At 62.0% G+C, this 24,181-nt stretch carries 17 protein-coding genes and 2 pseudogenes; 13 read left to right on the top strand and 6 right to left on the bottom strand.

Annotation, left to right across the window (positions count from 1 at the left end; all coding sequences use genetic code 11):
* Positions 1-86 precede the first annotated feature (86 nt).
* From SINAR_RS0109365 to abc-f, 3 genes are all read left to right on the top strand, one after another.
* Positions 87-1,454 (top strand): pilus assembly protein TadG-related protein, encoded by a 1,368-nt coding sequence (locus SINAR_RS0109365; RefSeq protein WP_027998854.1) that lies wholly within the window; start codon positions 87-89, stop codon positions 1,452-1,454.
* 60 nt (positions 1,455-1,514) lie between these two features.
* Positions 1,515-1,829 (top strand): PilZ domain-containing protein, encoded by a 315-nt coding sequence (locus tag SINAR_RS1000000138455; RefSeq protein ID WP_419761327.1) that lies wholly within the window; start codon positions 1,515-1,517, stop codon positions 1,827-1,829.
* 103 nt (positions 1,830-1,932) lie between these two features.
* Positions 1,933-3,555: a ribosomal protection-like ABC-F family protein gene (abc-f, locus tag SINAR_RS0109355; RefSeq protein WP_027998852.1), complete on the top strand. Its 1,623-nt coding sequence runs from the start codon at positions 1,933-1,935 to the stop codon at positions 3,553-3,555.
* Positions 3,556-3,601: 46 nt separating this feature from the next.
* Here abc-f and SINAR_RS01000000133295 read toward each other — a convergent pair whose 3' ends face one another.
* Entirely contained in the window at positions 3,602-5,356 is a 1,755-nt protein-coding gene (locus tag SINAR_RS01000000133295) for a peptidoglycan D,D-transpeptidase FtsI family protein (protein WP_234710588.1), read from the bottom strand.
* A gap of 33 nt (positions 5,357-5,389) precedes the next feature.
* Positions 5,390-7,822: a penicillin-binding protein 1A gene (locus SINAR_RS0109345; protein WP_027998851.1), complete on the bottom strand. Its 2,433-nt coding sequence runs from the start codon at positions 7,820-7,822 to the stop codon at positions 5,390-5,392.
* A 309-nt stretch (positions 7,823-8,131) separates the two neighbouring features.
* Between SINAR_RS0109345 and SINAR_RS0109340 the strand changes: the two genes are divergently transcribed.
* Positions 8,132-9,016 carry a LysR family transcriptional regulator gene (locus tag SINAR_RS0109340; protein ID WP_027998850.1) on the top strand — a complete coding sequence of 295 codons (885 nt, stop codon included), beginning with the start codon at positions 8,132-8,134 and terminating at the stop codon, positions 9,014-9,016.
* A 74-nt stretch (positions 9,017-9,090) separates the two neighbouring features.
* On the opposite strand, the gene SINAR_RS0109335 is transcribed toward SINAR_RS0109340, so the two are convergent.
* Positions 9,091-10,203, bottom strand: a complete 1,113-nt coding sequence (locus tag SINAR_RS0109335) for an NADH:flavin oxidoreductase (RefSeq protein WP_027998849.1) — start codon at positions 10,201-10,203, stop codon at positions 9,091-9,093.
* A 1-nt stretch (position 10,204) separates the two neighbouring features.
* Entirely contained in the window at positions 10,205-10,597 is a 393-nt protein-coding gene (locus tag SINAR_RS0109330) for a RidA family protein (RefSeq protein WP_027998848.1), read from the bottom strand.
* Between the two features lie 141 nt (positions 10,598-10,738).
* Here SINAR_RS0109330 and SINAR_RS01000000133290 point away from each other — a divergent pair.
* The 3 genes and pseudogenes from SINAR_RS01000000133290 to SINAR_RS0109315 form a co-directional block, all read left to right on the top strand.
* Positions 10,739-11,667: pseudogene (locus SINAR_RS01000000133290) on the top strand (LysR substrate-binding domain-containing protein); the annotation flags it as partial.
* 193 nt (positions 11,668-11,860) lie between these two features.
* Positions 11,861-13,405, top strand: coding sequence for an MFS transporter (locus tag SINAR_RS0109320; RefSeq protein WP_027998847.1), 1,545 nt, complete (start codon positions 11,861-11,863; stop codon positions 13,403-13,405).
* A 164-nt stretch (positions 13,406-13,569) separates the two neighbouring features.
* The gene (locus tag SINAR_RS0109315) at positions 13,570-14,460 is read left to right on the top strand and encodes a helix-turn-helix domain-containing protein (RefSeq protein ID WP_027998846.1); all 891 of its coding nucleotides are present in this window, start codon (positions 13,570-13,572) and stop codon (positions 14,458-14,460) included.
* Positions 14,461-14,701: 241 nt separating this feature from the next.
* Here SINAR_RS0109315 and SINAR_RS0109310 read toward each other — a convergent pair whose 3' ends face one another.
* Positions 14,702-16,831, bottom strand: a complete 2,130-nt coding sequence (locus SINAR_RS0109310) for a TonB-dependent siderophore receptor (RefSeq protein WP_027998845.1) — start codon at positions 16,829-16,831, stop codon at positions 14,702-14,704.
* 297 nt (positions 16,832-17,128) lie between these two features.
* On the opposite strand from SINAR_RS0109310, the gene SINAR_RS0109305 reads away from it, so the two are divergent.
* The 6 genes and pseudogenes from SINAR_RS0109305 (at position 17,129) to SINAR_RS0109280 (ending at position 23,234) form a co-directional block, all read left to right on the top strand.
* A complete protein-coding gene (locus SINAR_RS0109305) occupies positions 17,129-18,076 on the top strand; it encodes an iron-siderophore ABC transporter substrate-binding protein (protein WP_050577480.1) in 948 nt (315 codons plus the stop codon).
* Positions 18,073-19,116, top strand: a complete 1,044-nt coding sequence (locus SINAR_RS0109300) for a FecCD family ABC transporter permease (protein WP_027998843.1) — start codon at positions 18,073-18,075, stop codon at positions 19,114-19,116. The genes SINAR_RS0109305 and SINAR_RS0109300 overlap by 4 nt, the downstream gene beginning before the upstream one ends.
* A gap of 2 nt (positions 19,117-19,118) precedes the next feature.
* Positions 19,119-20,154 (top strand): annotated as a pseudogene (locus SINAR_RS01000000133285) (FecCD family ABC transporter permease).
* Entirely contained in the window at positions 20,151-20,981 is an 831-nt protein-coding gene (locus SINAR_RS0109290; protein WP_027998842.1) for an ABC transporter ATP-binding protein, read from the top strand. Before SINAR_RS01000000133285 ends, SINAR_RS0109290 begins: the two are co-directional and overlap by 4 nt.
* Entirely contained in the window at positions 20,978-22,075 is a 1,098-nt protein-coding gene (locus tag SINAR_RS0109285; protein ID WP_027998841.1) for a DUF2218 domain-containing protein, read from the top strand. Before SINAR_RS0109290 ends, SINAR_RS0109285 begins: the two co-directional genes overlap by 4 nt.
* 187 nt (positions 22,076-22,262) lie before the next feature.
* The gene (locus tag SINAR_RS0109280) at positions 22,263-23,234 is read left to right on the top strand and encodes a 3'-5' exonuclease (protein WP_027998840.1); all 972 of its coding nucleotides are present in this window, start codon (positions 22,263-22,265) and stop codon (positions 23,232-23,234) included.
* A 32-nt stretch (positions 23,235-23,266) separates the two neighbouring features.
* Here the strand turns inward: SINAR_RS0109280 and SINAR_RS0109275 are convergent, their stop codons facing one another.
* Positions 23,267-24,181, bottom strand: a complete 915-nt coding sequence (locus SINAR_RS0109275) for an SMP-30/gluconolactonase/LRE family protein (RefSeq protein WP_027998839.1) — start codon at positions 24,179-24,181, stop codon at positions 23,267-23,269.

Here is a 24,181-nt window from a genome sequence, read left to right as displayed (position 1 = left end):
GGCCGGACTAGGCCAACCGGCCGAATCGCTAACGACCAGGGTGGGATGTATCGTCCGGCCGAAACCTCAGACCACTGGGCATGCGAATGAGCGAAAGAAACGACGTGATCCATGCGAGACGGCCGGCGCCGCGGAAGCGGACCGGTGCGCTAAAATTCCTGGCGGACGAACGCGGCACGGTCGCCGTTATCGCGGCGGTCGCCTTTCCCGTTCTCGTCGGAGCCATGGGCCTCGGCGCGGAGACGGGCTTCTGGTATCTGAAGCAGCGCAAGCTTCAGCACGCCGCGGACGTCGCGGCGCATGCGGCCGCAGGGCGCCTGCGCGCGGGCGATCAAAGATCTGCGCTCGAGGCTACGGCCACACAGATCGCCTCCAAAAGCGGCTACTCGCCGTCGGCCGGCACGCTGGCAATCAGCCCATCTTCCTCACCGGCCGCAAGCGCCGGGACTCTGGATCGGCTTGAAGTCGTCGTGACGGAAACGCGTTCGCGGCTGTTTTCCTCTATCTTTTCCGATCAACCGGTCACGATGAGGGCGCGTGCCGTTGCACAGGTGGAGGGTGGGTCGACAGCCTGTGTGCTTGCGCTCTCGAAGACAAAATCGGGCGCTGTAACCGTCTCCGGCTCGGCTTCGGTGGATCTCAGCGGGTGCGATGTAGCATCGAATTCAAGCGCTTCAGACTCGTTCCTCATGTCCGGATCCGCGTCGATGAACGCCGACTGCGTCCATGCGGTCGGCGGAGCCGTGGCGACGCTGGGCTTGAGGTTGAAACAGTGCGATAGCGTCCACGAGAACGCACCGGCAAGCATCGACCCCTATGCGGGCGTAGCCGAGCCGTTCCCGTGGGCCGGCTTCGCCTGCGACGCAGGCAGCAGGAATATTGGCAACCCAGGCCAACTGACCCTCGTCAAAACGACACAGATGCATCCCAGCGGGGTCAGGGTCAGGTGCTTTCCCAACGGGCTTGACGTGAAGGGAACGGTCGAGTTCGAACCGGGCCTGTATATTATAACCGGCGGCACGTTTACCGCGAACGGTGGTAACCCGACCGCGACCTCGGCAGCGCGGCTGCACGTAGGCACGCCGGTGAATGGCTACAGCGGCGTGACCTTCTTTCTCGCGAACGATGCTCGACTGGACCTCAGAGGGAACGTCTCCCTCGATCTGAAGGCTCCGACCTCGGGACCCTATTCCGGGATTCTCTTCTTCGGCAGCCGCAGCCAGACTGCCGTGAGCCATTCCATCAACGGGACGTCCAACTCGGTCTTGACCGGCGCGGTCTACACGCCGGCGTCGTCGCTCGACTACAAGGGCAATTCCGCGACGGCGAACGGCTGTACGCAGGTGATCGCCGACAAGATCACGTTCAGCGGGAATTCGACCATGCAGTCGGCCTGCGATAGCGCGGGCACCAAGAAGCTCCTGGCGAACCAGCGGATAGCACTGATCGAGTAAACAGCACCGCACAATCGCCTGCAGCAGGGTTCCGCGGCGGGCTCATTAAAGGAAATCACCATGCCTAGTGCCGAACTGCGCCAACTTGCGAGACGGAAATCCCTCAAGCGCGCCCGCCTTATGCAGGAGGGCGCGGGAGGAATCGGAATCGAATGTCTCATTGTAGACATCAATTCCAAAGGGGCGCGACTGCGATTCAGCTCACCGATATCGACCGGACCGGAGATTCAGCTGCTCTTCATTCCGGAACACGTCTGTGCGTCCGGATGGGTCGCGTGGCAGAACGCGCATGAGATCGGGGTTGAATTCAAGCGGCCCCTGCCATGGCTCAGGAAACTTGACGTGAGCAATCCCGGGGGCGAACGCATCCGGTGACGAGTACGTCACATGTGTCGGGAGGAAGATATGTCCGGTTGGCGTGACAGCTACGTCAACCCGTGGCATAGGGGTGCGCGCAACCAACTGGGCCGTCCTCCACATGATCCGCGTCGAAAATATCAGCAAGTCCAACAGTCACCGCATACTCTATATTGAAGCCTCGGCAGCGTTGAACCGCGGCGAAAAGGTGGGGCTTGTCGGTCCGAACGGGGCGGGAAAGACGACGCTCTTCCGGATGATCACCGGCGAGGAATTGCCTGACGAGGGGCAGGTCTCCGTCGAGAAGGGTATGACGATCGGCTATTTCGATCAGGATGTCGGCGAAATGGCCGGTCGGTCGGCCGTCGCCGAGGTCATGGAAGGGGCAGGCCCGGTCAGCGCCGTCGCGGCGGAGCTGCGCGAACTCGAGACGGCCATGTCGGATCCGGACCGTTTGGATGAAATGGATGCGATCGTCGAGCGCTACGGCGAGGTGCAGGCGCGCTACGAGGAACTCGATGGCTATGCGCTCGAGGGACGTGCGCGCGAGGTTCTCGCCGGCCTCAGCTTCAGCCAGGAAATGATGGACGGCGATGTCGCAAAGCTGTCGGGCGGCTGGAAGATGCGCGTTTCGCTCGCCCGCATCCTACTGATGCGCCCGGACGTGATGCTGCTGGACGAACCGAGCAACCATCTCGATCTCGAAAGCCTGATTTGGCTCGAGGATTTCCTGAAAGGCTATGATGGCGCTCTGCTGATGACGTCTCACGACCGCGAGTTCATGAACCGGATCGTCACCAAGATCATCGAGATCGATGGCGGCGCGCTGACGACCTACTCGGGCGATTATGGATTTTATGAAGAGCAGCGGGCGCTGAACGCGCGACAACAGCAAGCGCAGTTCGAGCGCCAGCAGGCGATGCTCGCCAAGGAGATCAAGTTCATCGAACGCTTCAAGGCCCGTGCCTCTCACGCCTCGCAGGTTCAGAGCCGGGTGAAGAAGCTCGAAAAGATCGACCGCGTCGAGCCGCCTCGTCGTCGCCAGACGGTCGCCTTCGACTTCCTGCCGGCGCCGCGCTCCGGCGAAGACGTCGTCAACCTCAAGAATGTCCACAAGGCCTATGGCAGCCGGGCGATCTATGACGGCCTCGATTTCATGGTGCGCCGGCGCGAGCGCTGGTGCATCATGGGCATTAACGGCGCCGGCAAATCGACACTGCTCAAGCTGGTCGCAGGCACCACCACGCCCGATAAGGGCAGCGTCTCACTCGGTGCCAGCGTGAAGCTTGGCTATTTCGCCCAGCATTCCATGGATCTGCTCGAAGGCGAAAGCACCATTCTGCAATGGCTTGAGGAACGTTTTCCCAAGGCCGGGCAGGCGCCGCTCAGAGCGCTGGCCGGCTGTTTCGGCTTTTCCGGCGATGACGTCGAGAAGAGATGCCGCGTGCTCTCCGGCGGCGAGAAGGCGCGGCTCGTGATGGCCGCAATGCTGTTCGATCCGCCGAACTTCCTCGTGCTCGACGAGCCGACAAACCATCTCGACCTCGATACGAAGGAAATGTTGATCAAGGCGCTCTCGGCCTATCAGGGCACCATGCTGTTCGTCTCGCACGATCGCCGTTTCCTGTCCGCACTTTCCAATCGCGTGCTGGAGCTGACGCCGGACGGGATCAATCAATATGGCGGTGGCTACAGGGAATATGTGGAGCGCACCGGGCAAGAGGCGCCGGGCCTGCGCGGGTGACGCGGCGTTCGGCCACGGCGGCCGCCGCGTAAGTGGGGCGTCGCCGTCATCCATTTTCCCCTGAGCGATCTCCGGCGCCTGAAAGACAGGGGGCACCGGGCAAGAGGTCGACTCCTGCGCGACAGTCTCCCGTCGCGACGGGAACGGCTTCGGCGCCTGCCGGCGATGGGAAAGCAGGCGTGAGGAGCATTGGGAGGATGCGCTGATAGAGGGCGGCGCCGAGCGGCACGGCATTCCAGCCGGAGGTACGGTTGCCATAGGTTTCCGTCAGGCCGCGGGGCTCGTCCAGGAGGGCGAGCAGCAGGTACCTGGGATTGTCCGCCGGTACGATGCCCATGAACGATGTGACGTTGAGCACTTTGGAGTAGCGGCCCTGGACCACCTTTTCCGCCGTGCCGGTCTTACCGCCGATCACATAGCCGGGGACATCGGCCCTCTTGGCTGAGCCGACCGCCGTGTTGAGGCGCAGGAGGTGACGTATCGCCTCACTGGTGTCCGCAGACACGAGATCCTCCGCGATGGTCCGTTCGGACACGGGGCTGTCCTTTATGAAGGTGGGCCTGATCAGCTTTCCGCCGTTCGCCAGAGCGGCGACGGCCATGCTGGCTTGCAGCGGCGTGACGGCGATCCCGTGGCCGAATGAAACCGTTGCCGTGGTGACCTCGCTCCAATCGGAGGGCCGGAGCGGCGCGGCGCTCTCCGGCAGCTCGGTCGAAAGCCGAGACAGAACGCCGAAACGCCCAAGAAAAGTCCGCAACGCTTCGGGTCCGAGTGACAGCGCCATTTTCGCCATGGCTATGTTCGAGGAGTGGATGAAGGCTTCGGGAATGGTGAGCGGCCGGTATTGTCCGCGATAGTCGTGGATGCGTTGCCGCCCAAAGCTCAAGGGTCTGCTTGCGTCGACGACGGATTCGAGATCGAACCTGCCTGACTCCAGCGCCATCGCCGTGGTCAGGGTCTTGAAGGTCGATCCCATCTCGAAAACGCCGGCGGTAACGCGGTTTATCCGGTCGGGCCTGAAGGCATCCACGGGATTGTTCGGATCAAAGGCTGGATAGGAAGCGAGCGCAAGTATTTCGCCATTCGCGACGTCAAGCAGGAGCCCGGCACCCGCGACAGCTCCGAATTTCGTGACGGCTCTGCCGAGTTCCTGCTCCATGGCGTACTGAACGCGCAGGTCGATTGAAAGCTCGACCGGCTGGAGCTCGCGCCCCCTAAGTTCGATGCCGGCGCCGCGCAGGTCTGCGAGCCCGTTCGCATCGATCCATTTTTCGATACCGGCGATGCCGACGTTATCGATATCCACGGCGCCAAGGACATGGGCAGCCAGGGAGCCGTTCGGGTAGAGCCGTTGATTTTCAGGTCGAAAGCCGACTGCGGCCAGTCCCGAATCGATGATTGCCTGCTGCTTCTCCGGAGCTATCTGCCGCTTGACCCACGTGAAGGCATCTTTGCGTCGGAGGCGCGAATGGAGTTCGCGCGCATCGAGCTCCGGGAAGATCGCCGCGAGTTTCTCAACAGCCTCGTCCAGATCGGGAATCGAGCGCGGCTCCATGTAGAGCGATGCGATCGGAATGTCGGTCGCGAGCAGTTGGCCGTTCCTATCGACGATTGCAGGTCGTCCACTCGGAGCCCTGTCATAGGTGAGGCTGATTTCGCTGCGCGCTTCTTCCTTCATGCCGAGTTGGACAAGCCGTATGAAGGCGGCGGCGAAAATGGCGGTGAACGCTGCCATGATGCAGGCAATGCGCAGCCGCCTGTTGCGTGCACTGCTCCGCGGGGCGAAGGCGTATTTCCTCATTTCCATCCCTCGGCGAGATTGGAGGTAATCGGCTCAATAGAGGCCCTGGGGGGCGGTCAGAAGCTGCTCGCGCAGTGTGGCAGGGACGTCTTCGGGTTCCTCCCCTCCCATTCCGTCTATGACGGGACACTCCGTCAGGCACGGCCCGGTTCCGGGCTTGAAGACCTCGATAGTCGAACTGGGATCTCCCGAAGCGGCTCGCCTGCCGGTACGGCGGTCAACGCTCGCGAAGGACAAACCCGGCGGAACGGGAAACTCCACGCCGGGTTTGCCGTTCAATGCCACCTTCATGAAGTCGATGAAGATCGGAGCCGCGAGTCCGCCGCCCGTTTCGCCATACCCCATAGGTCTCGGCGTGTCGTAGCCCATGAATATGCCGGTCACGAGGGTCGGCGTGTAGCCGACGAACCAGACATCTTTCTCGTCGTTCGTCGTTCCGGTCTTGCCGGCGACCGGAACGTCGAGCTGCGCCACCCGGCGCGCCGTTCCGCGCTCCACCACGCCACGCAGCATCGATGTCACCTGATAGGCCGTCATCGGGTCGAGAACCCGCTCGCGGTTGTCGCGAGGCACCGGCTCTTCCTGATGCAGCCAGCTTGCGGCATTGCATCGATCGCAGTCGCGTCCATCGTGGCGGAAGATCGTGCGACCGTGACGATCCTGGATTCGGTCGATCATCGAGGGCTGCACCGAGCGTCCGCCATTGGCGAGGACTGCATAGGCCGAAACGAGCCGCGTCAACGTCGTTTCGCCGGCTCCGAGCGACATCGGCAGGTATGGGGCGAGCCTGTCGTAGAGGCCGAAGGCGCGGCCGTATTCGGCAACGACGTCCATGCCGAGATGCCGGGCGAGGCGCACCGTCATCAGGTTGCGGCTTTTCTCCAGTCCGGTGCGCAGCGTGGAAGGGCCGCTGAATTTGCCGTCATAGTTCTTGGGTTCCCACAGACGGCCCGCCCCATCCGGCATCGAAAAGGGGGCGTCCATAACCAGCGTTGCCGGGGTGTAGCCGGTATCCAGTGCGGCGGCGTAAACGAAGGGCTTGAAGGCTGAGCCGGGCTGGCGCGATGCCTGCGTGGCACGATTGAAGCGTGACTGTGCAAAGGAGAAACCGCCAACGCTCGCAAGCACGCGCCCTGTATTCGGGTCCATCGATACGATCGCGCCTTGCACCTCCGGTATTTGTCGCAGGAGATAACCGTCTTCCGCCTTCTCCACATAGATAACGTCCCCCGGCGAGAGGACCTGGTCGATGGAGTCGGCCTGCCTGAACCTGCCTCCGGCAGAGACCTTCAATGCCCACTGCAGGGTCTTGCCATCGATAAAACCCGTTTCAGGACCGGGTTCGGAGCCAAGCCTTGGACTTCGCAGTCCGACTCGCACACCCGCATCGGAACAGGAGAGCACTGTCGCGAGCTTCCACTCCTTCACATCCGCCAATGTCTCCTGTTCAGCCAACGCTGTCGCCCAGTCTCCGGAAATATCGATATGCCCGACCGGCCCCCGAAACCCTCGGGCCCGGTCGTATTCGACGAGGCCAGCCCGCAGCACTCGCTGCGCAGCCCTCTGAAGGGTAGGGTCCAGCGTCGTGCGCACGGAGAGACCGGCGCCATAGAGAGCCGCTTCGCCATATCGCCCGGCGACTTCCCGGCGTACTTCCTCGGCGAAATAGTTTGCCTCTGCCATGAAGAAGGTCTCGGCCCGAGGCTCAACGCCGAGAGGCCTCGCCATCATGTTGCTTGCCTCTGCGGCGCTAACGAAGCCGTTGCGCTGCATCTGGCCAATCACCCAGTTGCGCCGGCTGATCGCGCGTTCGGGATGCCGGTGCGGATTGTAGTTGTTGGGTCCCTTCGGCAGGGCAGCGAGATACGCTGCGTCGGCGACGGTCAGTTCGGTGACCGACTTCCCGAAATAGGTCAAAGCGCCGGCGGCAATGCCGTAGGCCCCGAGCCCCAAGTAGATGTCGTTCAGATAGAGTTCCAGGATTTTGTCTTTGCTGAGCGAGCGCTCTATGCGGATGGAAAGCACCGCCTCTTTGATCTTCCGTTCAAGGGTGCGATCCGAAGAAAGCAGAAAGTTCTTGGCAAGTTGCTGAGTGATTGTCGAGGCGCCGATCATTCGCTGGCCGGACCCAAGGTTCACGGCATTGGACCAGGCAGCCTTTACGATACTCAGGGCATCGATTCCGGAATGGGAATAGAAACTCTTGTCTTCCGCCGAGAGAAAGGCCGCCTTCACGCGGCTAGGGATCGCGGCGATGGGCAGATACAGGCGCCTTTCTTTGGCGTATTCGGCAATCGGCGTTCCGTCATACGCGTAAAACCGCGTCATGAGCGCCGGCTCCCACTCTGCAAGCTTGCGGTGGTCAGGCAGATCCTTCGCCATTTCCGACAGATAAACGGCGCCGATGCCGAACATGGCCAGCAAAGCAGCCGAGAGCATGCTGAAGATATAACCGATGAGCTTCATGCCGATACCAATGGTTCAGACCAGACAAAAACTTGACACAGGGATAGGTGCCGCCGGCGCGATACCGCGACGGTCGTGATCGAATGCCTACGGCGGGATGAGGAAAACTGTATGCGGCTTTCCGCCCGAATCCCGCTCTAACTTATTGGAATCGATCACGTTCATGATTTTCGGTCGCCCCGACCGGAAATCATCGTGATCCTGTGTTGCCTTGAGCTGTGGAGAGAATGGCAGAAGCAATGGCACTCGACAAACGAGCAATGTTGCGGGTAGGCATGAATCAGATTTGGCCTTGACGAAACGGATTCCATGGAACTCCCAAAGCTGCCCCTCAATGCATTGCGTGCCTTCGAGGCATCGGCGCGCCACTGCAGCTTTACCCGTGCCGGCCTGGAGCTACGGGTTTCGCAGACTGCAATCAGCCATCAAGTGAAGTCGCTCGAGGATCTGCTTGGCGTTAAGTTGTTCCGGCGGCTGCCCAGGGGCCTTGCCCTTACCGATGAGGGGTCAGCGCTTGCGCCGGTCATGAGCGATGTGTTCAAGCGTATGTGTGCGACCATAAGCCGTTTCGAGGAAGGAAACTTCCACGAAGTCGTGACTGTCGGCGTTGTCGGCACTTTCGCAATCGGGTGGCTGATGGAGCGGTTGTCGGATTTTCATGACGCACATCCGAACCTCGACTTACGCATCCTGAGCAATAACAACCGCGTCGATCTCGCCGGCGACGGCCTCGACTTCGCGATCCGATTCGGGGACGGGTCATGGCATGGCACGGACGCAATGCACCTGGCGGCCGCACCGCTATCGCCGGTCTGCTCGCCTCAGATTGCCGCTCGACTGAAGGAACCGGTCGACCTCGCCGGAATCGAGCTGCTGCGTTCGTACCGGTCCGATGAGTGGGCGCAATGGTTCCGCGCAGCGGGCGCCCAGCCTCCCATCCTGCGCGGCATGGTCTTCGATACCTCCCTGGCGCTCGCAGAGGCGGCCGCCCGAGGCTCAGGTGCCGCCCTTCTGCCGATAACCATGTTCGAGCATTATATCGAGAGCGGGCGTCTGGTGCAGCCTTTCGATATCACCGTGGCGGCGGGTGACTACTGGCTGACATGGCTGAAGTCACGTCAGTTCACCAGGGGCATGATCGCGTTCAAGTCGTGGCTCAAGCAACAGCTGCCCGACCCTTCCGGCGTGCCATAGGCGGCAGCGTGGCGGCGACACGGGCATGCCTGCTCTGAGACATTTGCCTTCAGACTGGTCGCCGCCCTCTCATATTAAAGGGCGAGTTCGCTGTCCTTGATGTCGCTGATCGGTGCGAGCATCGAAAGTTCGAACGGTCGCAACTTGCTGCGAGCGGCCATGAGGCGCGGCCAATCGGGATTGACGAGCGCGCCGCGGCCAAGCGCGATCATGTCCGCTCCGGCCCCGATCACCTGCTCAGCGCGGGCAAGATCGTGCAGGCTGCCATTGGCGATGAGGAAGAGACGCGGCGCATGACGGCGAGCAAGCGATACGAGAGGGATTTCGCCGCCTTCGAAACCCGGTTGCCATGCTTCGAACTCGGTCACATGAGCGAAATCGGCCGGGCTGTCGGCCAGTGCCTCGAACACTCTCGCCGCCCCCTGTTCCCCTTCCGCCCATTTGTGCCGGAAGTCGTTGACCTTCCCCTGAGAGAGACGCAGGCCGAGCGGCACGGACGGGCCGACCGCCGCGCGCACGGCTTTTAGCACCTCCAGCGACAGGCCGAAGCGAGCGACGATGCCGCCGCCCCAACGGTCCTGGCGATGGTTGGTGTAGTCGGTGAAGAACTGATCCAGGAGATAACCGTTGGCGCCGTGGATCTCGATGCCGTCGAAACCGGCCACCTCGATCGCCAGGCGCGCGGCACCGGCGAAGCCATCGATCGCCTCGGCGATTTCTGCTTCGCTGATCTCGCGCGGCACGGCATAGGAGCCTTCGCCGCGGTAGCCGGTCATCTGGCTGCCTTTCGGGCGGACCGCCGAGGGACCCACTGTATCGGAACGGTAGGGGTTCCCTTGCGAAAGCGCGCCGCCGTGCATGAGCTGCGCGAAGATGCTGCCGCCGGCCGTATGGACCGCATCGACGACGCGGCGCCACGCGTCCGCCTGTTCCCGGTCGGTCAAACCGGGCTGGCCCGAATAGGTCTGCGCATAGGCCTTGTCGGTGTAGATGCCTTCGGTCGTCACCAGGCTGAAGCCGCCGCGTGCGAAGCGCTGATAGTAGCGCTCCATGCGTTCGCCCGGCACACCGGCGGACGAGGCGCTGATGCGTGTCATCGGCGCGACCGACAGGCGGTTGGCGAAATCGAGACCTCTGAGGCTGGCACCGGTGAAGACCGGTGAGGGGACGATCGCCGGCGCGTTCATGTCAGCGGCCCCCGTCGAGTGCGATTGCCTCGACCTCGATCAGTGCCTTCGGCGAATAGAGCGAGGAGACTTCGATAATGCTGTCGGCCGGATAGGGGGCGGAGAACCACTTGCGGCGCAGTTCGACGATCTTTGCGAAATTTTCCATCGAACGCAGGAAAATCGTAACCTTGACGACTCTGTCGAGACTGGAGCCGGCGGCCGTCAGGGCGCGGGCGAGATTGCGGAAAGCCTGCTCGGCCTGGCGGTCGAAGTCATCCTCGCCGACGATCTCACCGTCGTCGCCGATTGCCGCCTGACCCGAAACGAAGACGAAGCCATTGGCCTTAATTGCCTGCGAGAGCAGAAACGGCGCATAGGGATCCGGCTTCGTGACGACCTGTTCGAGATACATGGGCTGTCCTTTCATGCTTGAGTTATTCTCAGCTCGGCACCGTCGCCTTGCTTGTGGAAGGCAATATGCCCAGGGCGGCCCTCATTGACAAAGGAGGACTTCTCAGCTGATAGATGAATTGTATTCATGTGTGAGGGTGCGATGAGACAGTTGCCGCCGCTTGGGGCCTTGCGTGCCTTCGAGGCTGCTGCACGCCGGCTGAGCTTCAAGGGCGCAGCCGAGGAGCTCAACGTTTCAGCGACCGCCGTCAGCCACCAAATTCGCCAGTTGGAGGAGATGCTGAACGTCAGGCTGTTCGAGCGCGCAACGCGGCAGGTGCATCTGACCGCTGCGGGAAAGACGCTGTTTCCAGTGCTGCGTGAGGGCCTGGACCGCTTCGAACAGGCCATCGCGGACGTGCGCCGCCAGCAGACCGGCCAGGTGGCGCGGCTCACTTCCACCGTCGCCTTCGTCGCGAAGCGTCTGGCACCGCTCGCGGGTTCGTTTCGCGAGGCGCATCCCGATTGGACCTTGCGTCTCGATGCCTCCAACCGGACCGTCGATCTGGAGGCAGATGCGGACGCCGCTATCCGCTTCGGTGGCGGGAACTATCCGGGTCTTGTTACGGAGCCGCTCTTTGCGGATCGCTTCGCGCCGGTCTGCGCGCCGCGCCTCGCTCAGACCAGCCCTGCCGATCTCCGGCATGCGACGCTCATCCATTTCGACTGGGGTCCGGCACGGCGCGACGATCCGCGCGCGCCTGTGTGGCGGCAGTGGCTGGCGCAGGCCGGGGCCGAGGACATCGACGCAAGCGCCGGCATTTCCTTCACTGACGAGATCCACGCGGTCCAGGCCGTGGTGGCGGGGCAGGGGATCGGGCTGCTAAGCCTCACGCTGGTAGCGGAAGAGCTCGCCTCCGGCATCCTCGTCCAACCGTTCGAGCTGTCGCTCGAAGGCGACCGCTACGATCTCGTCTACAGCCCGCGCATGGCTGACCGGCCGGCAACGCGCGTCCTGCGAGAGTGGGTGATGGCGCAATTCGGAGGCGCGGCACAGCGACCTGTTACCGGCCGAGTTCGGAGCATCGTGCGCGCGGAGGGCGCGTCGCGCGCATCGTCACCAGGTCGTTGAGGATTCCGCCGCCTTTGTGCCGCACGGAACCGAGATGATAGCCATCTCGCCCGGCCGTAGCGTTCCGTGGAATGAAAGCCGGTCGCCTTGGAAATTGATACTTGTCAACTGACGCGATTCGGGGAAATCTCCGCCGGCTTCCGGGAGACGACCATGGCCGAGACTATTCACATGCCTGAGCAGGCAAGCCGCCGCGAGTGGATTGGCCTATGCGTCCTGTCGATCGCATGCCTGATCTACTCGATGGACCTGTCGGTGCTGTTCCTCGCGGTGCCCGCGATCGTCGCGGACCTCGATCCGTCCGCATCGCAACTGCTCTGGATAAACGACATCTATGGCTTCATGGTCGCGGGCTTTCTCGTGACCATGGGGACGCTGGGAGATCGGATCGGCCGCCGGCGGGTATTGCTGATGGGCGCCTTTGCCTTCGGCGTCGCATCCGCCTTTGCTGCTTTCTCGAACACTCCGGGGCAACTCATTCTGGCAAGGGCCCTGCTTGGCATCGCCGGCGCGACGATCGCGCCCTCCACGCTGTCGCTGATCGTCAATCTCTTCAAAAACGAGGCGGAGCGAAACAGGGCGATCAGCATTTGGGGCACGGCCTTTGCGCTGGGCGGTCTCGTCGGTCCCCTCATCGGCGGAATTCTGCTGCAGTATTTCCACTGGGGCTCGGTGTTTCTGATCAACATACCGGTGATGCTCCTGCTTCTGGCAGTCGCCCCATTTCTGTTGCCGGAATACAGGAACAACGATGCCGGCCGACTGGACTTGCCGAGCGTGGTCCTTTCGCTCGCGACCGTTCTGCCGATCATCTACGGCGTCAAGCATATGGCTGCCGACGGCTTCCAACCTGCCCAACTGGCCTATATCGGACTGGGGCTTGTGGTCGGCCTCCTGTTTGTGAGACGCCAGCGGCGGCTCAGCGACCCATTGGTCGACCTCGCACTCTTCCGGGTGCCAGCCTTCTCGGCATCGCTGATGGTAAACCTCGCCGGTGTCTTCTTCGTCTTCGGCGTCTTCCTGTTTCAGAACCTCTTCCTGCAGCTTGTGCTCGGTCTGTCGCCATTGGAAGCCGCACTCTGGTCTGCGCCATCGGCCTTCGTCTTCGCGGTCATGTCCTTCCAGGCCTACCGCTTCACCAACCGCTTCGGACCCGTCAGGACCGTGGTCGGCGGGCTTCTGATCAATGCAGCGGGAGCTGCCGCCATGGCCGTTGCCGCTTACGCCGAGAGTTTGATCGGCATCCTTGGCTCAAGCATGATCATAGGCTTCGGCTTCGTCCCTGTCGTTCTCACCACGACCGGCTTGATCGTGGGGACTGCACCGCCCGAACGGGCAGGCTCGGCTTCGGCCATATCGGAAACGAGCGCAGAATTTGGAGGCGCATTGGGCATCGCGGTGCTGGGCAGCTTGGCGACCGCCGTCTATCGTTTGGCGATGAACCACGCCGACCTGAGCAGCCTCAGTCGCGTGCAGGCCGAGGCCGTTTCTGCGACCCTTGCCGGAGCAGTCGAGACAGCTCAGTCGATGCCCGGTTCAGCTTCAGCCGTCTGGCTGGAGACAGCGAAAAGCGGCTTCTCGCTCGGTTTTTCCATATGCTGCGTTATAGCAACGGTGACGCTCCTTCTTCTCGCGATCGTCGCCCGGCGGGTATATGCCACCGCACATATCGATGAGAGCACATTGGCCCCGCACTAGAGTCGCTTGTCATGGCGCTGAAACATGATAAGTATGCTCATATTTTTTGGACCCGGAAACCGGTGCCTCCAGGTGCACAGCTCGTTGCAATGAGACGATTTTCAGAGTGCCCGGTCTAAGGGCACGGCATCACGCATCCTACTAGCCAGGGGCAGATTCCTACATTGAGCTATTGGCACTCCATGATTTGGCACACCGAAGGGATTCGCACAGTCGCGCCGGTCAAGTGGCGCCGTTTCGATGGTCTCGTAAGTGTCTTCTGGGAAGCGGAGAGTCAGTCGGGCGCCAGGGGCTACTACCTGTCGGATGATCCGCGCATCATGATTTTCTTCACCGACGTTTCTTCTCAGATTCGAATGTCGAACCGGGACGGTGAATTCCTGCAGCATTTTCGTCCCATGACACGGGCCGTCTATGTTCCTCCCGGTGTTCCGATGTGGACGACCAGTGGCGCGACGCACCGCTTCTCGCATCTCAATCTGCACCTGCATAAGGATCGACTGCTGCGATATCTGTCGCCATCGGTCGGAAGCTCGGCTGCGATGACGGCCCTGCGCAGCCCGGTCGAAGTCCAGGATACCGGGGCCGTCGAAGTGCTCGCCCGCTTGATGGTCGATGAAGTTTCAAAACCGTCGAAGCATGCGGTCTATGGCGAAAGCCTTGTCGGCAGCATCGTCACTGGCTTGCTCGACATTCCGGCGCAGGGCGTTGAACAAAACAACGGCAGGTTGACCCAAGCGCAGATGAATAAGCTCATGGCGCGCGTCAACGGGCTCAGCGACTGCCGCCTGACCGTTGCCGAAATGGCCGAGACCGTCGGTTTGTCGGAAAGCTGGTTTTCCCATGTCTTCAAGAAAACCACCGGCAAGACGCCGCTGCAATGGCAGCTTTCGAAACGCATCGATCATGTGAAGCGGCTGTTGATGGAAAGCGATCTTGCCGTGGCTGATGTTGCCGCCAAGCTCGGCTTTTCCGACCAGGCGCATCTGACCAAGGTCTTCCGGCAGATCGTCGGCGATACGCCCGCTGCCTGGCGGCGGCGGCAGGGTCGCTAGAGAGGACGAGGGAACAGCGTGTGAGGCTCCGCCCGCGCTCCGCTTCTCGACTCGTTGGAATCGATCACGGCCTTAGGCCGAACCGACCTAAGGTCGCATGACCTGAGCGCTTCACTGTGCCGTTGAAACCGTGAAATCCTCCGACATTTGGAACGACGCACGGTAAACCGGTACATGTTTTTCGTTGAAGTGCTCTGGAGACAGGCTTTTCCCGCCCACGTGTCGCGGGCGGGACCGCCGATTACCAGGTCTGGCGCAGGGTCGCGTAGACTGCACGGCCCGGATTGTAGAAATCCGCACCGAAGCCGCCATAGGAGACCTGCTTCTCGTCGAAAAGATTGCTCACCTTCACATCGAAGGATGTGTTTTCCTGGATCTTGTAGCTGAAGGCGGCGTCGAAGACGACGCTGCTGCCGGTCGACTGGGTGTTCGCGTCGTCGAAATAGTACGAACCCGTGTAGCGCGCGCCCAGGCCGAAGTTCATATCGCCGCGCGAACCTTCGCCGGGAAGAAGGTAGTTGACCCAGAGCGAAGCGAGATGATGCGGCACGAAAGACATTTCGTTGCCCTCGTTGCCGAGCGTTCCGTTCTCCAGGATCTCCGATTCCATATAGGAATAGGCGGCGATCAGGCTGATATTGTTGGTTAGCTCCGCCTTGGCCTCGAGATCGAGACCGCGGACCCGAACCTCGCCGATCGTCTCCTGGAAGCCCGTCGCCGGATTGGTGCGGGTAATATTGTTCTTGGTCAGGTCATAGAGCGCCGCGCTGAACAGGGCAGGAAACGCGTCGGGCCGGTACTTGATGCCGACCTCCCACTGTTCGCCGCGCTCGGGTTCGAGGGTCAGCGAGGTAGGAAGCACCGATTCCGCATAGCTCACATAGGCGGCGACCTCGTCGGTCACCCTGTAGGTGAGGCCGGCACGCTTGGTGAATTCGCTGAGATCGGCTTCGCTCGTCGTGTCGGTGATGTTGTTGCGCTGATGGAGGTCGAGCCAGTCGTTGCGCAGGCCGACGGTGGCGATCACCTTTTCCGACAAGGTCAGGTCCTGCTGGAAGTAGAGGGCTCTCGTCTCCTGATCGTTCGTCAGGCTTTGATAAAGCGGAACCGATGCCGGTGCGCCGGTATAGACCGGGTTCAGCCAGTCGATGCTCGGAGCTGCGCCGAAGTAGCCGTCATTATCGGATTGGAGTTTGTTGTATTCGACGCCGACGAGGCTGCGGCTGTCGATGTCCTGGAAACTTGCATCATATTGCAGGCGGGCGTCGATGATGAAGTTTTCGGCGGCCGTGTCATTGGCAAAGAAGGCGCGGTCGGCAACGGTCGAACCATCGGTCGGCGTCCTGGAGATGTAGGCGTAGCCGAAATTGCTCCTGGCATCGCTGTAGCGCGCATTCGAACTGAAGGTCAGGCCGGAGCCGAAGTCATGGTCGAACAGGACGCTCAGCGTATTCCTGTTGACGTCGCGATAGTTGAAGTCCGGCTCGCCGAAGAAACGGCTTCTGTCGAAATCCGTTCCGACGGGATGGCCGCCGCTGCCGGGCACGCCGTCGCGGTCGAGGTGGTCGAACACGATCGTTAGGTTGGTGTCGTCGCTCGGGCGCCATGTCAGGCCGCCCATAAAGAAGTTCTCGTCGTCCTGCGAGTAATCGTATTCGTCATCTGCCCGCTTGACCTTGCCGGTAAGCCGGTAAGAAAGGGTGCCATCCTCGGTGATGTTGTCGCCGAAGTCGACGCCCGTTTCGCGGTGGTCGAAAGAGCCGCCGGTGACATAGGCTTCGCCGAAGCGTTCGCTCTTCGGCCGCTTGGTCACGAAGTTCACCGCACCGCCCGGGTCGGAGACCCCGAATGTCGTGGAGTTGGCGCCCTTCAGCACCTCTACGCGCTCGAAGGCGTAAGGCTCTTCGCGTATTCCGCCGAAGGGGTCGCCGAGCGTCAGTCCGTCGCGATAGGTGTAGGCATCGAAACCGCGGATCTTGAAGTAATCGAAGCGATCGTCGGACCCATAGAAATCGGTGCTGACGCCTGCCGTATACTGCAGCACCTGCTCGACATCCTGCGCGCCGCGCTCCTGGATTTCCTTTGATGTGATGACGGATACGGAGGCCGGTATGTCGAGGATATCCGTCGCCATCTTGCTGCCGCTCAGGGTTTTGGTTGCGACGATCGATTTCGAATCATTGTCGGGATCGAGGCCACCGGCTTCGACGGTGATCGCTTCAAGGCTGGTTACGGCGTTCGAACTTCCGCTCTCCTGAGCAAGCAGCGGGTCCGGTGCGAGGACGACGAGTGCAGTGCAACCCAGAAGAAGAGCGCTGCGATAGCCGATCGCGGTCATTCTCGAGCTGTCGCGTGTTCTTTCCATGTCCATATTATCATTCCAGAATTTGACGTGGCCTTCTCGGGACGCCGAAACGGATGTCCGCAATGTCTGCTTCGCTGCCCCGGGCGAGGCTACTAACTTGAGAACCTTTCTCCAGTATTGTAAATTTCCGGGGATTTGTAGGATCCCACGGAAATCTCTGTGCTCCCCGCCCGTTGGCGCCGGCCTGCCCGTTGACGCCAGGCGATTAACCTGAAACGGGAGGTCAACTTAAACTTCCGGCGGAGTTGCTCGATGCTGCGCTTACTGCTTCAGGCCGCGAGAGTGGCGGTGACATGCACCTGGATGATTGCCTTTGGCACGGCCTGGGCAGGCGAGGCGACATCCTATCCGATCACCATCAAGCATGCCTTCGGCACGACCGTCATCGCGTCGAAGCCGGAACGGGTCGCGACCGTTGCCTGGGCCAATCATGAGGTGCCGCTGGCGCTCGGGCTCGTCCCCGTGGGCTTTGCCGCAGCCAATTTCGGAGATGATGACGGCGACGGCCTGTTGCCGTGGGTGGCCGAGAGGCTGAACGAACTCCAGGCCGAGACGCCGATGCTTTTCGACGAGGGCGACGGTATCGACTTCGAGGCGGTCGCGGCCACCGAGCCGGACGTGATCCTGGCGGCCTATTCCGGCCTCAGCCAGTCGGATTACGACACCCTGAGCCAGATCGCACCCGTCGTTGCCTATCCCGAGGCGCCCTGGTCGACGGATTGGCGCGAGATGATCCGCTACAACAGCGCCGGCCTGGGCATGGCTGCCGAGGGCGAGATACTGATCAGGAAGATCGAAGCCGACATCGCGCAGACGGTCGCGGACGTCCCCGAGTTTCACGGCAAATCGGCGATGTTCATTACGCATCTCGACGAATCGGATCTGAGCACCGTCAACTTCTATACGACCAACGACACGCGCGTTAAATTCTTCGCGGATCTCGGGCTGGCCTCTCCCGAAAGTGTCGTAGAGGCTTCCGCGCCGGGCAAGTTCGCGGGCTCCGTCAGCGCGGAGCGGATCGATTCCTTCGACGACGTCGACATTGTCGTGACCTATGGAAATCGGCAGCTGCTTGATGCGCTGAAGAAAAACCCGCTGATGGCCAGAATGCCGGCCGTGGCGAAGGGGGCATTCGTCATGCTGGGCAGGAACCCGCTCGGCACGGCGGCGAATCCGACGCCGCTTTCGATCCAATGGCTACTGAAGGATTACGTGGCCCTGCTCGCGGAGGCCGCAGGAAAATCTCAATGACGGTCGGCAGCCTGAAATCGTCCCGTCGACCGCCTGTTCGGGGGCGATCGAACCGTACCCGCAGCCTCTGGCTCATCGGGCTCGCTGCGCTTCTTGCAGCGCTGTGCGCACTCTCGGTTATGATCGGCTCGCGCGCCGTTGCCTGGGCCGATATTCTGGCTGCCCTTGCCGGACGGGCCGACAGCATCGGCCAGGCAGCAGTCACCGTGCGCATCCCGCGCACGCTGCTCGCTCTCATGGCGGGTGCCGCGCTCGGGCTCGCCGGGTCGATCATGCAGGGCGTCACGCGCAATCCCCTTGCCGATCCCGGTATTCTGGGGGTGAATATGGGAGCATCTCTTGCGGTCGTCGTCGCTGTTGCATGGTTCGGTATCACTTCGGCCGAAGCATATATCTGGGCGGCAATTCTCGGCGCCGGATGCGCCGCGGTTTTCGTCTACACCATCGGGTCCCTCGGGCGGGGCGGGGCAACGCCGCTGAAACTTGCGCTTGCGGGGGCGGCGACATCAATTGCCTTCGCCTCGATGGTTATCGCTGTCGTGCTGCCGCGAAACGATATCGCGGGCGGCATTCGTTCATGGCAGATCGGCGGCGTGGGCGGGGCGACTTTCGAGCGCATTCTTCCGGTCCTGCCGTTTCTTGCGGCGGGGTTGGCGATCAGCCTGCTTTCGGCGCGAAGGTTGAACTCGCTGGCGCTGGGCGATGAACTCGCGGCCGGACTTGGCGAACGCGTCGCTCTGGCGCGCGCCATAGCCGCGCTGGGCGCCATCCTGCTCTCAGGCGCAACGACGGCAGTCTGCGGTCCTATCGGTTTCCTGGGGCTCGTCGTTCCGCATCTCTGCCGCCTCCTGGTCGGGGTCGATCATCGCTGGCTATTGCCCTTCTCGGCGCTCGGTGGCGCCTGCCTGCTGCTTGCCGCCGATATCATCGGGCGCATAGTTGCCCGGCCCGCCGAACTCGACGTCGGAATCGTGACCGCGCTGCTGGGTGCGCCCTTCTTCATCTCCATTGTCCGGCGTCAGCGGGTTCGCGAGCTGTGACAATGATTTCCTCTTCACTCGATCTCGTTCTTGCCAACCGCCGCCGTCGCGCGCGCAGGCACTTCTTCGTGATTGCGGCGCTGCTGGCTCTTGTCGTCGCGATCTTTGCACTGACGCTCTCGCTCGGCCAATCCTTCACGCCGCCGGAACATGTGATCCGCGTGCTGCTTGGCGACGACGTGTCGAATGCGGCCTTTACCGTCGGCCGGTTGCGGTTGCCGCGAGCGGTTCTCTGCGTGCTCGCAGGCCTCAGTTTCGGGCTTGCCGGTGTCGCCTTCCAGATCATGCTGCGCAATCCTCTCGCGAGCCCCGACATCATCGGCATCAGCTCCGGGGCAAGCGCAGCGGCAGTTTTTGCCATCGTCGTCCTGTCGCTGAAGGGGCCGGTCGTCTCCCTTGTCGCTGTCGTCGCCGGTCTCGGCGTGGCACTCCTGATATACGGCCTGTCGTTCAGAAACGGCATTGCCGGAATGCGGCTGATCCTTATCGGGATCGGCGTTTCGGCCATGCTGGAAAGCTTCGTCGCCTATATTCTCTCTTTGGCCCCGGCCTGGAACCTGCAGGAGGCGATGCGCTGGCTGACCGGCAGCGTCAACGGAGCCCAGCTAGGTCAGGCGGCGCCGCTTCTGCTGGCGCTCGCCGCTTTCGGCGGGGTTGCTGCTCAGCCGCGCGCGCGACCTCGAGGCACTGCGGCTGGGGGACGATACAGCTGCAGCGCTCGGTGTCGGGGTTTCGCGCACCCGCGTCATGATCATCGTTGCCGCCGTGGGCATGATCGCCTCCGCAACGGCGGTCACGGGTCCGATCGCTTTTGTCGCCTTCCTTTCCGGCCCGATTGCCGCCCGCGTTGTCGGCAGCAGCGGATCGCTGCTCATCCCGTCGGCGCTGATCGGTGCAATCCTTGTGCTCGCAGGCGATTATGCCGGCCAGTTCCTTCTGCCGAGCCGCTATCCTGTCGGCGTGGTGACCGGCGCCCTCGGGGCTCCCTATCTGATTTTGCTGATCGTGCGCGTCAATCGGACCGGAGGCTCGCTGTGACCGTTCATTCCCTTACAGCTATTGAGCTTTCGGCCGGCTACGGCGAGACCGAAATCCTGCATGAGCTCAATCTCGCCGTGCCGCCGGGCAAAATCACCGTGATCGTCGGCGCCAATGCCTGCGGCAAGTCCACGCTTCTGCGCGCCATGTCCCGATTGCTTTCGCCGCACCAGGGGTGTGTGCTCCTCGACGGCAAGTCGATCCATCACATGCCACCGAGAGAGCTCGCCCGCACATTGGGGCTCCTTCCCCAATCGCCAATTGCGCCTGAAGGCATCACCGTCGCCGACCTCGTCAGCCGCGGACGGCATCCGCACCAGAGCCTGTTTTCGCGCTGGACGCGCAAGGATGACGAAGCCGTGGACGCAGCGCTCAGAGCCACCAGGATTTCGGAGCTTGCCGACAGGCCGGTGGACGAACTGTCCGGCGGGCAGCGCCAGCGGGTCTGGATCGCCATGGCCTTGGCGCAGCAGACCGATGTTTTGCTGCTGGACGAGCCGACGACCTTTCTCGATATCAGCCATCAGGTGGAAGTGCTGGATCTCCTGACCGATCTCAACCATTCGCGCGGCACCACGATCGTCATGGTCCTTCATGATCTCAATCTGGCGGCGCGTTATGCCGATTATCTCGTCGCCATGTCCGGCGGCCGTGTGCAAGTCTCCGGCACGCCGCAAGATGTGTTGACGGACGAGAATGTGCGGCAGGTCTTCGGCCTCGACAGCCGTATCATCACCGATCCCACCTCGGGCAGGCCGATCATGCTGCCGATCGGCCGGCACCGGATAGTGACGGCACACCAAAGCTTCCTGGAGGAGGACCGATGACCATCGCTCAGGAATTCAGACTTTCAGGGATAGCGCTTCCGAAGGATGCAGGAAGTATGCTCGACGAAATTTGCGAGCACTTCATCGAACATGCCGAGGTGCAGCGCAGCGAGGATCTCGCCTTGCTGAGAAGCGAGCTTGGGACCGCAATCATCCGCGTGCAGGAGCGCACGCTGTTGATCGAGTTGACGTGCCTATCGGAAGAGGCGCTGCAAACGAGCCGCACCATCATTGCGGAGCACCTTTTTTACTTCGCGGGCGAAGACCCTCTGGAACTGACCTGGTCAGACCCGGCGAAGCTCGCATTGCTGCCGAACATTCACGAGGTGACCGTCGTTTCCGCCGAAGACGTGACGCCGCGCATGCGCCGGGTCAGGTTTACTTGCGCTGACGTGACCCCGTTCATCGGCGGCGACATGCATGTTCGTCTGCTTGTGCCGCCAAGGGGCAGGGCTCCGGTTTGGCCGGGTCTGCGGGAGGATGGTCGGGTGGCGTGGCCCGAAGGCGACGACGAACTGCTGGTGCGTGTCTACACGATCCGCGGCGTCGATGTTGAGAGGGGGGAATTATGGATCGACTTCCTGCAGCACCCGGCGCCCGGTGCTAAAACGCCTGGAGCCGATTTCGCCCGCGATACGCAGCCGGGGGAGAAGGTCGCCCTGCTTGGACCGGGCGGCGGCCGTCTTCCGGCGGCGCAATCCATTCTCCTGGCCGGAGACGAAAGCGCACTTCCTGCCATTGCACGGATTGCAGAGGAGGCCCCACCGGGCACGCGGCTGCAGGCGATCATCGAGGTACTCGACGAGGCGGAGGAGCAACCGCTTTCCTCGCCGTGCTCTCTCGAAGTCCGCTGGCTCCATCGCAAGAGTTACCCGGTTGGCGTCAGAGGAATTCTCGCCGAAGAAGCGAAGCAGGCGATCGCATCCATGGACCGTCAGAGCTTTGTCTGGTTCGCGGGCGAAAGGGACGACGTTCGTTCGGTACGCGCGTTCCTGAAAGGCCGCGGGCAAGACAGGAAAAACATGTATGTGGCATGGTATTGGGAGCGGGATCCCGCCCAGGACATTAGACCTGAGCGCCGCGGCCGAGCCTGATACACCCCTTCCGCAGATACGATTTCCTGGGGCGCGCTGGATCGTCCACAGGGTAAAGTCGCCACGGCTGCTGATTTCGCCGGGTTTCCATGATTTCTCCTGAATTGCTCGAGCGAATGTCCTATATCGGATCCAGGGGACGAAGCAGTCCGACGAATCGTCTTTGAGAATCAGCCCGAGAAACTGAATGGTGCAGCAGTTCGATCTGTTTGTTTCGAATGAAACGACCTCCGCGAAGTCGATCGGTTCATCGGCAACGAAGCGCCAGCCCTATGCTGCATTGAGCGAAGTCGACATGGTGCGGCAACTCCAGGCGACGGGCCGGTACCGCGTCCTCAAAAAGCTCGAGCCGCGTTCCGCCGCCGTGCTCGCGCGGCCCGGGTTTCCGTTGAAAGGCGTCGTTCTCGATACCGAGACCACCGGCCTCAACCATCGCAAGGACGAGATCATCGAGATCGGCGTCGTCGCGTTCACATTCGATGGGGTCGGCAATATTGGTGATGTCACCGGCGTCTATGGCGGCCTGCAGCAACCGACAAATCCAATTCCGGCCGAGGTCACCCGTTTGACCGGAATCACCGACGAGACGGTAGCGGGCCGGAGGATCGACATCGGTGAGCTCCGTGCGCTGATCGAGCCGGCCGACCTTATCATTGCCCACAATGCCGGATTCGATCGGCCGTTCTGCGAGACCCTTTCGACCATGTTTGCCGGAAAGGCCTGGGCCTGTTCGGTGTCCGAGATCGATTGGGCCTCGCGTGGCTTCGAAGGGACGAAGCTCGGCTACCTGATCGGTCAGGCGGGTTATTTTCATGAGGGCCACCGGGCGGTCGACGACTGTTTCGCCCTGCTCGAGGTTCTCACGCATGGCGGGGAAACATCGGCAGCCACACCGTTTGCCGAGCTTTATGCGGCAAGCCAGCGATGTCGTGTCCGCATTTTCGCCGAAAACAGTCCTTTCGACATGAAGGACCAGTTGAAGGCCCGCGGCTACCGCTGGGCAGACGGCACGGATGGTCGGCCGAAATCCTGGTGGATCGAGATTGCGGAAGACGCGCTCGACGACGAGCTTCGCTATCTCCGCTCGGAAATCTATCGCTGGAGGGAGGCCGACCCTCCGATCAGGCGACTGACTGCGTTTGACCGTTTTAAGGCCTGATCCGCTGCGTGGGTCCGCGGCCCGATTCCGCTCTAAGGCACTTGGGATCCCGTCGCGGCGACATAAAGTGAATAGAGTGAGCGGGTCGCCGCAATGAACAGGCGGTTGCGCCTTGGACCGCCGAATGTGAGATTGGCGACGGTCTGCGGAACGAGGATCTTGCCGATCAGCTTGCCCGCAGGATCGAAACAGTGCACTCCATCTCCGGCGCTCGACCATAGATTTCCGTTCGCGTCCGTGCGGATGCCATCCGGAATTCCTTTGTCGATGACGCAGAAGACGCGACCGTTCGCAAGCCGGGCCCCTTCCTTCACGTCGAAGGCGCGTATATGCCGAGGCAGGCGGTCGTCATGGCTTGCCGCTGAATCCGCCACGTAGAGCGTCGCTTCGTCGGGCGAAAAGGCGAGGCCGTTCGGCTGGATGAAGTCCTTCGCGACTGCCGAAAGCTCGCCGGTCTCCGGATCAAGACGGTAGACATTGCGCGTCGGCTGTTCCGGCTCCGCGCGATAGCCTTCGTAGTCCGACATGATGCCGTAGGTGGGATCGGTGAACCAGATTGTGCCGTCCGATTTCACCACCACATCGTTCGGCGAATTGAGCCGCCTGCCTTCGAAACGATCGGCGAGCATGGTGATCGAGCCGTCGATTTCGGTACGAGTGACGCGGCGGGTGCCGTGCTCGCACGAGATGAGCCGTCCCTGCCTGTCGCGCGTATGGCCATTGGTGAAATTGGAAGGTTGTCGATAGACGGAAACGCCGCTTTCCGGCGTCCATCGCAGGATCCGCTGGTTGGGAATGTCGCTCCACAGGAGCTGGTTCGCGTCGTTGAACCAGACGGGACCTTCCGCCCAGCGGCAGCCGGAATAGAGTTCGTCGAGACCGGCGCTCGTCACGATCAACTGCCGGAAGCGCGGGTCGTGGATTTCGTAGATGGAGGCTTCGGCCAT

It is taken from the genome of Sinorhizobium arboris LMG 14919 (genome assembly GCF_000427465.1).
Lineage (GTDB): Bacteria > Pseudomonadota > Alphaproteobacteria > Rhizobiales > Rhizobiaceae > Sinorhizobium > Sinorhizobium arboris.
Note: the sequence above shows the minus strand (reverse complement) of the source record. Positions and strands in the feature narration are given on the sequence as shown.

What these genes read in the sequence shown, in the direction of transcription:
- SINAR_RS0109365 (WP_027998854.1), top strand. Translation starts at nt 87, where the DNA reads ATGAGCGAAAGAAACGACGTGATCCATGCGAGACGGCCGGCGCCGCGG.
- SINAR_RS1000000138455 (WP_419761327.1), top strand. Translation starts at nt 1,515, where the DNA reads ATGCCTAGTGCCGAACTGCGCCAACTTGCGAGACGGAAATCCCTCAAG.
- abc-f (WP_027998852.1), top strand. Translation starts at nt 1,933, where the DNA reads ATGATCCGCGTCGAAAATATCAGCAAGTCCAACAGTCACCGCATACTC.
- SINAR_RS01000000133295 (WP_234710588.1), bottom strand. Translation starts at nt 5,356, where the DNA reads ATGAGGAAATACGCCTTCGCCCCGCGGAGCAGTGCACGCAACAGGCGG.
- SINAR_RS0109345 (WP_027998851.1), bottom strand. Translation starts at nt 7,822, where the DNA reads ATGAAGCTCATCGGTTATATCTTCAGCATGCTCTCGGCTGCTTTGCTG.
- SINAR_RS0109340 (WP_027998850.1), top strand. Translation starts at nt 8,132, where the DNA reads ATGGAACTCCCAAAGCTGCCCCTCAATGCATTGCGTGCCTTCGAGGCA.
- SINAR_RS0109335 (WP_027998849.1), bottom strand. Translation starts at nt 10,203, where the DNA reads ATGAACGCGCCGGCGATCGTCCCCTCACCGGTCTTCACCGGTGCCAGC.
- SINAR_RS0109330 (WP_027998848.1), bottom strand. Translation starts at nt 10,597, where the DNA reads ATGTATCTCGAACAGGTCGTCACGAAGCCGGATCCCTATGCGCCGTTT.
- SINAR_RS0109320 (WP_027998847.1), top strand. Translation starts at nt 11,861, where the DNA reads ATGGCCGAGACTATTCACATGCCTGAGCAGGCAAGCCGCCGCGAGTGG.
- SINAR_RS0109310 (WP_027998845.1), bottom strand. Translation starts at nt 16,831, where the DNA reads ATGGACATGGAAAGAACACGCGACAGCTCGAGAATGACCGCGATCGGC.
- SINAR_RS0109305 (WP_050577480.1), top strand. Translation starts at nt 17,129, where the DNA reads ATGATTGCCTTTGGCACGGCCTGGGCAGGCGAGGCGACATCCTATCCG.
- SINAR_RS0109300 (WP_027998843.1), top strand. Translation starts at nt 18,073, where the DNA reads ATGACGGTCGGCAGCCTGAAATCGTCCCGTCGACCGCCTGTTCGGGGG.
- SINAR_RS0109285 (WP_027998841.1), top strand. Translation starts at nt 20,978, where the DNA reads ATGACCATCGCTCAGGAATTCAGACTTTCAGGGATAGCGCTTCCGAAG.
- SINAR_RS0109280 (WP_027998840.1), top strand. Translation starts at nt 22,263, where the DNA reads ATGGTGCAGCAGTTCGATCTGTTTGTTTCGAATGAAACGACCTCCGCG.
- SINAR_RS0109275 (WP_027998839.1), bottom strand. Translation starts at nt 24,181, where the DNA reads ATGGCCGAAGCCTCCATCTACGAAATCCACGACCCGCGCTTCCGGCAG.